This window comes from Nocardioides mangrovicus, assembly GCF_003674065.1.
GTDB lineage: Bacteria > Actinomycetota > Actinomycetes > Propionibacteriales > Nocardioidaceae > Marmoricola > Marmoricola mangrovicus.
In genome coordinates this window covers 360137-368878 of record NZ_RDBE01000001.1, presented here as the reverse complement: position 1 = coordinate 368878, position 8742 = coordinate 360137, and the positions used below count along the sequence as shown (strand labels likewise).

Sequence of the window (8742 nt, the reverse complement as noted above, 5' to 3'; positions counted from 1 at the left end):
CCCCGGAGCCGACCCCGGAGCCGACCCCGGAGCCGACCCCGAGCTCGACGCGGCCGCGGCTCACCGACCGGCTGTGACCGATCCGGTGGGGCTGAGTGGGTCGGCTGTCGACCTACGCCCGCAATGTCCGTTTCAGACCAAACGGCCAGACCTTCCGGGTTTTCCGGACAAGTACCCCACGTGACGTTGGCACTGTCCGTGGGACTGGGCAGGATGACGACCACGATTCATGGGGGGTCATCCGCATGCTGGAGACGACGCGCGTTGCCGGGGAGCGCGCCGCACCGGTCGTACGCCTGCCGCGCCAGCGGCAGTCCTACGAGCGCTGGGTCGCGGCCGCGGGCGACGACACGCGTGCCCAGCGCGCGCTGATGCTGCCGATCGCGCTGTGCGGGCTCGCGCTGCTGGTCATCGCAGCGACGCTGGGGGCGCTCGCCGTCCACGCGGGGCAGCACAGCTCCAGATCGCTGCACCTGCCCGACCACGCCGGCGCGCTCAGCCGCGACGCCACCCCGACCGCCGACCTGAGCAGCCGGATCAGCACCGCCCAGCAGGGCTTCCGCGATCGGTTCGGCCAGCAGCTGGCCGGCGTCGTGGGCGGGGCCTACGTCGCCGACACCGCGGCCACGGGGCGACCGACGGGCCCGGTGGTCTTCGTCGGCGCCGCCATCGACACCGCCGGCGACCCGGGCGAGTTCATCGACGCCTTCACCCGCAGCGCCCGGGCCGCGGGCTACGACGTCGAGGAGGTCGCGGCCGGCAGCGACGCCGCCGGGATCTGCATGAGCACCTCGCGTGGCGAAGCAGCGACCTGCGCCTGGTCCACCGGCGACGCCGTGGGCGAGCTGGTGCCGACCGAGACCGGATGGAGCGTCGACCAGCTCGCCGCGGCGATGCGCGCGATGCGCGGGGCCGCCGAGCGCACCGTCACCGTGTCGTGAGTCGTGCTGTCGTGACCGGCGCCGTCACGAGGTCGTGATGTTGACCATCCAGTGCACACCGAAGCGGTCGACGAGCATGCCGAACCAGTCGCCCCAGGGCGCCTGGCTCAGCTCCTCCTGGATCTGCGCCCCGAGCCGCAGGCCCTCCCACCACAGGCGCAGCAGCGGCTCGTCGTCGCCGTTGAGGCAGACCGAGAACCCACCGGGGTCGGGCTGCTCGCCGACCGCCGCGGAACCGGCGACGGTCGGGGCATCGGCACCCATCAGGGTCAGCACGTCGTCGAGCCGGATCTGGCCGTGCATCACCCACTCGGCCTCCTCCGCGGGCACCTGGAGGGCGCCGGACTCGGCGAAGCTCGTCAGCGTGAGCTCACCGCCGAAGACGGACTGGTAGAAGGTCATCGCCTCTCGAGCAGTGCCGCGAAAGCTCAAGTAGGGGTTCAGTCGCACAGTCATGCCAGGGGTCCTTGCGTACGTGCCCGAGACGCGGAACGGGACCCAGCGTGCGACCGGCGGTGGTGCCTGTGTCCCCCCAGGAAGTGGAGACGGAGCCGGCCGGGAACGGGGGTACCCCGGCCGGCTCCGTGCGGAGGCATGAGGAGGTCACTCCTTCATGAACTCCTTCATCAGCTCCTTCATGAGCTCCTTCATCGATGCCACCTCCCTCGCGGGTCCGCATGGATCGGACACCGCACGACCTCTGGCTGTACGGGCGTGCGGCATGTGGCACTTCGCGCCGGGAACGGTGCGGACACCACATGAACGTGGCCGACGCGATCGGGCCGGAGCAGATGAGCGCGACGATGCGCGCGCGACGGGGTCCCGCATGCACCCTCCTGTGCTCGGCCGGCCCCCGTCGGTCAGGCCCATAGGTACCACCGAAAACGCCAGTACCGCACGTCTATACCGGCAACTGGGAGACTTTGTCCGCGTTCGTCCCGCGTGTCAGTTCACGGTTGTTCCGCGGGGTTTGTTACTCCCCCGTGACACCGTCGATCGACTCGCGGATCAGGTCGGCGTGGCCGTTGTGGCGGGCGTACTCCTCGACCATGTGGACCACGATCCAGCGCAGGCTGGGGCGCTCCCCGTCGCGGCGCCCGATGACGGCCGGCGTCGCCAGGTCGATGTCGGCGACGGCAGCGCGGGCCCGCTCGACGGCGGCGTGCCAGAGCCCGAGCAGCTCCTCGGGTGAGTCCTGCGCGGCCGAGTGCCAGTCCCAGTCGCGGTCGGCGTCCCAGTCCACCGAGTCCCACGGCTCGCCCTCGGGACCGCCCGCCGCCCGGTGGCAGAACCAGTAGTCCTCGTTGAGGGCGCAGTGCTTGAGCATCCCGCCCAGCGTCATGTCCGAGGGTGGCAGCACCCTCGCCAGCTGGGTGCCGTCGAGGCCGCTCACCTTCTGCCACAGGGTCGCACGCTGATAGTCCAGGTAGCCCATCAGCACCTCGCGCTCGTTGCCCTGGAGCGGAGGGTCGAGACGTTCCGTCACTGGTCCTTCACGAACCCGTTCTGCTTGAGCCACTCGTAGGCGACCTCGGCCGGCTCGTCGCCGTCGACGTCGATCTTCGCGTTGAGCTTGAGCAGCACCTGGTTGGTCAGCTTCTTGCTCACCGGAGCGAACAGCTTCTCGATCTGCGGGTACTTCTTCAAGATCGCGTTCTGCACCACGAACGACACGTTGTACTTGGGGAAGAACGACTTGTCGTCCTCGAGCACCTTCAGGTGGAGGGCGACGATGCGGCCGTCGGTGGTGAACACCTCGCCGAAGTTGCACGAGCCCTTGGCGGTGGCGTCGTAGATCGCGCCGGTCTGGTAGGTCTTCAGGTTGCTGCGCGGCACGCCCGAGCCGAGCGGGACGCCGTAGGTCTGCAGCATCCCCTTGAGCCCGTCAGGACGGTTGATCAGCTCGGACTCCACGCAGAAGGTGCGCTCGTTCTGTGGCACGTCCTTGAGCTGGGAGAGCTTGGTGATGTTGAACTTCTTGGCCGTCGCGGCGGTGACCGCGAAGCCGTAGGTGTTGTTCATCGGCGCCGGCTGCAGCCAGTCCAGGCCGTTCTTCTTGCGGTCCTCGTCGCGGACGGCGGTGTACTGCTTCTCCTCGTCGGGGATCGGCTTCTCGTGGCCGAGATAGGTGATCCAGCCGGTGCCGGTGTACTCCCACATGCCGTCGATCTGGTCGTCGAGCATAGCTTGGCGGGCGGAGGCGCTGCCCGGGATGTTGGTGAGGTCCTTGACCTTCGCCCCGTCGGACTGGAGCAGGATGATGGCCATCTTGCCGAGCAGGATGTTCTCGGAGAAGTTCTTCGAGCCCACCGAGAGGTTCACCCCCTCGAGGCTCTTCACGTCGGCCACCGCGCCAGAGAGCTTCCCGGTGGGCACGTAGCCGCCGGCGGTGCCCAGCCCGAAGCAGGCCGACGTGCTGATCGCCACGAGGGCGGCCACGACGGCCAGCCGGAGCGCGCGCATCATCAGATGCCCTTCGGTCGGGCGATCAGCTCGAGCACGCGACCCACCCACTCCACCAGCAACGCCAGCAGCGCGACCAGGACGGCGCCGGCGACCATCACCGGGTAGCGGTAGAGGGTGATGCCCGCGGTCAGCACGCCGCCCAAACCGCCGGCGTTGATGAACGAGGCCAACGAGGCGGTGCCGACGACGAGGATGAGGGCGGTGCGGATGCCGGCCATGATCACCGGGATCGCGAGCGGGAGCTCGATGCGGAACAGCACAGCCCGACCTGAGAGGCCGATGCCGCGACCGGCCTCGACCAACGTCGGGTCGACGCCCTGCAGTCCGGTGATGGTGTTGCGCAGCACCGGCAGGATCCCGTAGAGGGCGAGGGCCAAGATCGCGGTCCAGAAGCCCGACAGATCGCCGTTGAGCCACAGGAACAACAGGACCAGGAGGCCGATCGCCGGGGCCGCCTGGCCCCCGTTCGCCACGCCGACCACGCCGGGGGCGAGGAACTTCGTGCGGGGCCGGGTCAGCAGGATGCCGAGCGGCACGGCGACCGCGACGACGATCGCCGAGGCGACCAGCGTCAACCGGACGTGCTGCCAGATCTGCAGCCACACGTCGCCCCAGGCCAGCGAGCTCTTCTCCACGAAGTCGAGGTCGGCGACGCTGTGCCACCAGGCGTAGGCCGCGAAGCCGACCAGCACGATGATGGGGATGCCGAGCAGCTCGATCGCCGCACCGGCGCCGAGCCCGCTGCGCTTCGCGGCGACCCGCTTGCTCGGTCGGGTCTCAGCCATCAGTGCCGGCCAGGTCGGTGCCGTGGTCGATCTCGTCGTCGCTGCGCGCGATCCGGGTGCCGCCGGTCTCGCTGCCGGCCTCCGCCGCGCTCTGGTTGGCCCGCGCCTGCATGTCGCGCATGTGGTCGGTGACCGCGACGAAGTCCACCACGCCGAGGTAGGCGTCGCGGTCGCCGGTGACGACGGCGCCGCCGTGCCCGTTGCTGAGCATCGTGTCGAGCGCGTCGTTGAGGGTGGCCCGGCTGTCGAGGTTCACCAGGTCCTCGGTGGGCTCGACGATCGTCTCGCCCTTCAGCTGCCGCAACCACGGCCAGCCGCGTGGTCGGTCGCGGTCGTCGAGGACCACGACGGCGAGGTCGCCATTGGCCTGCGCGCGCTGCGCGACCTCCGCGGTGCGCTCGCCGATCCGGGCGGTCGTCGCCGAGCGCAGCTCCACCTCGGAGATGCGGGCCAGGCTCAGCTGCTTGAGCGAGGAGCCCGCGCCCACGAAGTCCGCGACGAACTCGTTGGCGGGGCTGCCGAGGATGACGTCGGGGGTGTCGTACTGGGCGATGTGCGCCTGCTCCTGCAGGATCAGGATCCGATCGCCCATCTTGATCGCCTCGTCGATGTCGTGGGTGACGCAGACGATGGTCTTGCGCAGCTCGCGCTGGATGGAGAGCAGCTCGTCCTGCAGCCGCTGCCGGGTGATCGGGTCGACGGCGCCGAACGGCTCGTCCATGAGGATCACCGGCGGGTCGGCGGCCAGCCCCCGGGCGACGCCGACGCGCTGCTGCTGGCCGCCGGAGAGCTCGCGCGGGTAGCGGTCGCGGTAGCGCGACGGGTCGAGGCTGACCAGGTCGAGCAGCTCGTCGACGCGCTTGACGATGCGGTCGTCGTCCCAGCCGAGCAGCTTCGGCACGATCGCGATGTTCTTGGCCACCGTCATGTGCGGGAACAGCGAGCCGCCCTGGATGACGTAGCCGATGGTGCGCCGCAGCTCGTCGACGCCGCGCTTGCGCACGTCCTGGTCGCCGATGACGATCGTGCCCGAGGAGGGCTCGATGAGCCGGTTGATCATCTTCAGCGTCGTGGTCTTGCCGCAGCCCGAGGGTCCGACGAACATCGCGATCTCGCCGGCCGGGATGGTCAGGCTGATGCCGTCGACGGCGGGCGCCTTCTGGCCCGGATAGACCTTGGTGACGTCCTCGAGCCGGATCTCGGCGCCGCTGACCTCCCCGGTGGCGGAGCTGGGCGCGGCTTCGGTTGCGGTCATCAGACCCGGATTCCCTTCGAGGTGGTGACCCGGCCGAGGAGGATCAGCAGCAGGTCGAGCAGGAGGGCCAGCACGACGATCGCAATCGTGGCCGTGAGGGCGTAGTTGACGGCGTTCTTGCCGCCGATCTGGGTCAGGCCGGTGTAGATCCAGACCCCCAGGCCCGGACCGAGCACGTAGGCGGCGATGGCCGCGATGCCCATCGACATCTGCACCGAGACCCGGATGCCGGCCAGGATCACCGGCCAGGCCAGCGGCAGTCGGACCCGCAGCAGGGCGGCCGGTTCGCTCAGCCCCATGCCGCGCGCGGACTCCATCAGGTTGGCGTCGACGCCTTGCAGCCCGACGATGGCGTTGCGCAGGATCGGCAGCGTCGCGTAGAAGGTGACCGCGACCAGCGCGGTGGTGTCACCCAGCCCCGTGGCCGGCAGCAGCAGCCCGATCAGGGCGAACGACGGGATTGTCAGCCCGATGGCGCTGACCGCGTTGGCCAGCGGCTCCAGGCGCGGCATGCGCGTCACCAGGACCGCCAGCGCCACGGCGATGATCGTGGCGAAGACGACGGCGAGGAGCACGAGGTAGACGTGGTTGAACGCGTTGATGAGCAGCTGTGATCGGCGATCGACGATGAAGTCCCACACGTGCTGTCAGCCTCCGAGCGCTGGGCGAGCGGTCCCCCACCCAAACACACGGTGCGAGACTTTGCGAGTGCGCGTGGTCTCGTTACTCCCCTCGACCACCGAGATCCTGTTCGCCCTCGGGGCCGGTGAGGACGTCGTCGGCGTCACCTTCGAGTGCGACGTCCCCGAGGCCGCGCGGCAGCGTCCGGTGGTGTCCACCAGCGCCATGCCCGAGGGCCTCACTGCGGCCGGGATCGACGCGTGGGTGAGCGGTGCGATGAGTCGCGGCGAGGACCTCTACCACCTCGACGAGGACGCCCTGGCGGGCCTCGACGCCGACCTGGTGGTGACCCAGGACCTGTGCGCGGTGTGCGCCGTGGACGTCAGCGTCGTCGACGACGCGCTCGCCCACCTGGGCTGCACGGCCGAGGTGCTGACCATCGACCCGCACACGCTGGCCGAGGTGCTCGAGTCGGTCCACGTCATCGGCCGCGCCACCGGCCGGTCAGATGAGGCTCACGCGCTGGTGACGTCGCTGCAGGCACGACTCGAGGCGGTGGGCGCACGGGTGGCCGACCGGCCGCGGCCGCGCGTGGCACTGCTGGAGTGGACCGACCCGCCGTTCGCGCCGGGGCACTGGGTACCCGAGATGGTGTCGCTGGCCGGCGGCGAGCCGGTGCTGGGCCGAGCCGGCGAGAAGTCGTACCGCATCGGCTGGGACGACGTCCGCGCCTCGCGACCCGACCTCATCGTCTGCGCGCCGTGCGGCTACGACATGGCTGGCGCGACGGCGCTCGCCCGCGATGTCGAGGCGAGCGGCGAGGTGCCCGGCGTGCCGGTGCACGCCGTCGACGCGAACGGCCTGTTCGCCCGGCCCGGGCCGCGGCTGGTCGACGGGGTGGAGACGCTCGCCGCACTGCTGCACGAGGAGGACCGAGCCGAGCCGGCGGAACGGTTGGTGATGGGGAGACGTGGGTTTCCCCCCACCACCTGAACCGTCCCTCTCCCGAGAGGCCGAACACCCGTGAGGGAGAAAAACTGAGGGTTCGGCCCCCAGGCCTCCAAGCAGGTCCGGTCTCGGATAAATCGTACGTTCCGGACAGGGCCCTGGTCATGCCGAGAGTGCGGTCCGGGGTGGAAATGGCCTGTTCGGGTCAGGGTGGGGTGGCTGGTCGGTCGGCGGGGGTTTTGCCGGGTGCCCGGCAAACCCCGAGAAATTCGCTCCAGATTCGGTCGACGAGAAGAGTTTCGGTAGGTACCCGTCCGAATTCGGGGCTCAGGCCTGGGCCAGGAACGCCAGCAGGTCCTGCCGGGTGAGGACGCCGACGGGGCGGCCGTCGTCTTGGACCAGGAGCGCGTCGGCCTGCTCGAGGCGGCCGACGGCCTCGCCGACGGGGACGCCGGCGCCGACGGTCGGCAGCGGGTCGCCCATGTGCTGCTCGATGGTGTCGGCCAGCCGGGCCTGGCCGGTGAACAGGGCGTCGAGCAGGTCGCGCTCGGAGACCGAGCCGGCCACCTCCGCGGCCATCACCGGCGGCTCGGCGCGGACGACGGGCATCTGCGAGACGCCGTACTCCTGCAGGATGTGCACGGCCTCGGCGATGGTCTCGTTCGGGTGGGTGTGCACCAGGGCGGGGATGTCGCCCTTCTTCGCGCGCAGCACCTCGCCGATGGTCTGCTGCGGCTGCGCGCCGCCGGGGCGGAAGCCGTAGGAGGCCAGCCAGTCGTCGTTGAACACCTTGGTCAGGTAGCCGCGCCCGGAGTCGGGCAGCAGGACGACGATCACCGCCTCAGGGTCGTCGAGCTCGTGCGCGAGCTGCACCGCCGCGAAGGCCGCCATGCCCGAGGACCCGCCCACCAGCAGGCCGTCCTCGCGGGCGAGGCGGCGAGTGAAGGCGAAGGAGTCAGCGTCGGAGACCTCGATGATCCGGTCGGCGACGGTGCGGTCGTACGTCTCGGGCCAGAAGTCCTCGCCGACCCCCTCGACCAGGTATGGACGGCCGCTGCCGCCGGAGTACACCGAGCCCGCCGGGTCGGCGCCGATCACCTGGACCTGATCGTTCTGCTCCTTCAGGTAGCGCCCCGTGCCGCTGATGGTGCCGCCGGTGCCGACGCCGGCCACGAAGTGGGTGATCCGCCCCTCGGTCTGCCGCCAGATCTCCGGACCGGTCTGCTCGTAGTGCGAGAGCGGGTTGTTCGGGTTGGCGTACTGGTTGGGCTTCCAGGCGCCCGGCTGCTTCGAGAGCCGGTCGGAGACGTTGTAGTAGGAGTCCGGGTGCTCGGGGGCCACCGCGGTGGGGCAGACGACGACCTCGGCCCCGTAGGCACGCAGCACGTTGCGCTTGTCCTCGCTGACCTTGTCCGGGCAGACGAACACGCACCGGTAGCCGCGCTGCTGGGCCACCAGCGCCAGCCCGACACCGGTGTTGCCGGAGGTTGGCTCGACGATGGTGCCGCCCGGCTGGAGCTCACCGGAGCGCTCGGCGGCGTCGATCATCCGCACCGCGATGCGGTCCTTCACCGAGCCGCCCGGGTTGAGGTACTCGACCTTGGCCAGCACCAGCGGCGCGGCGCCGTCGGCGGTGCGGTTCAGGCGCACCAAGGGGGTGTTGCCGATGACGTCGAGCAGGCTCTCCGCGTACTGCATACGGCCACGCTATCGACGGTTCTTACGA

Annotated in this window: 9 protein-coding genes; 2 read left to right on the top strand and 7 right to left on the bottom strand. The window is 70.2% G+C overall.

The window, feature by feature from the left end:
• The first annotated feature begins 245 nt into the window (after positions 1 to 245).
• The gene (locus D9V37_RS01875; protein WP_121804416.1) at positions 246 to 941 is read left to right on the top strand and encodes a hypothetical protein; all 696 of its coding nucleotides are present in this window, start codon (positions 246 to 248) and stop codon (positions 939 to 941) included.
• A gap of 24 nt (positions 942 to 965) precedes the next feature.
• On the opposite strand, the gene D9V37_RS01870 is transcribed toward D9V37_RS01875, so the two are convergent.
• The 6 genes from D9V37_RS01870 to D9V37_RS01845 all read right to left on the bottom strand — a co-directional run bounded on the left by D9V37_RS01870 (position 966) and on the right by D9V37_RS01845 (position 6088).
• Complete coding sequence (locus D9V37_RS01870) at positions 966 to 1397, bottom strand: VOC family protein (protein WP_121804415.1); 432 nt, start codon at positions 1395 to 1397, stop codon at positions 966 to 968.
• Positions 1398 to 1914: 517 nt separating this feature from the next.
• Complete coding sequence (locus D9V37_RS01865) at positions 1915 to 2427, bottom strand: DinB family protein (protein ID WP_232524683.1); 513 nt, start codon at positions 2425 to 2427, stop codon at positions 1915 to 1917.
• Positions 2424 to 3407, bottom strand: coding sequence for a glycine betaine ABC transporter substrate-binding protein (locus D9V37_RS01860; protein ID WP_232524682.1), 984 nt, complete (start codon positions 3405 to 3407; stop codon positions 2424 to 2426). Before D9V37_RS01860 ends, D9V37_RS01865 begins: the two co-directional genes overlap by 4 nt.
• Complete coding sequence (locus tag D9V37_RS01855; RefSeq protein WP_121804414.1) at positions 3407 to 4192, bottom strand: ABC transporter permease; 786 nt, start codon at positions 4190 to 4192, stop codon at positions 3407 to 3409. Before D9V37_RS01855 ends, D9V37_RS01860 begins: the two co-directional genes overlap by 1 nt.
• On the bottom strand, positions 4185 to 5447 hold the full coding sequence (locus D9V37_RS20835) for an ABC transporter ATP-binding protein (RefSeq protein WP_121804413.1): 1263 nt from the start codon (positions 5445 to 5447) through the stop codon (positions 4185 to 4187). Before D9V37_RS20835 ends, D9V37_RS01855 begins: the two co-directional genes overlap by 8 nt.
• Positions 5447 to 6088 carry an ABC transporter permease gene (locus tag D9V37_RS01845; protein WP_121804412.1) on the bottom strand — a complete coding sequence of 214 codons (642 nt, stop codon included), beginning with the start codon at positions 6086 to 6088 and terminating at the stop codon, positions 5447 to 5449. Before D9V37_RS01845 ends, D9V37_RS20835 begins: the two co-directional genes overlap by 1 nt.
• Positions 6089 to 6161: 73 nt before the next feature.
• Between D9V37_RS01845 and D9V37_RS01840 the strand changes: the two genes are divergently transcribed.
• Complete coding sequence (locus D9V37_RS01840) at positions 6162 to 7061, top strand: cobalamin-binding protein (protein WP_232524681.1); 900 nt, start codon at positions 6162 to 6164, stop codon at positions 7059 to 7061.
• 282 nt (positions 7062 to 7343) lie between these two features.
• Here D9V37_RS01840 and D9V37_RS01835 read toward each other — a convergent pair whose 3' ends face one another.
• Positions 7344 to 8714, bottom strand: coding sequence for a cystathionine beta-synthase (locus tag D9V37_RS01835; RefSeq protein ID WP_121804410.1), 1371 nt, complete (start codon positions 8712 to 8714; stop codon positions 7344 to 7346).
• Positions 8715 to 8742: the final 28 nt, after the last annotated feature.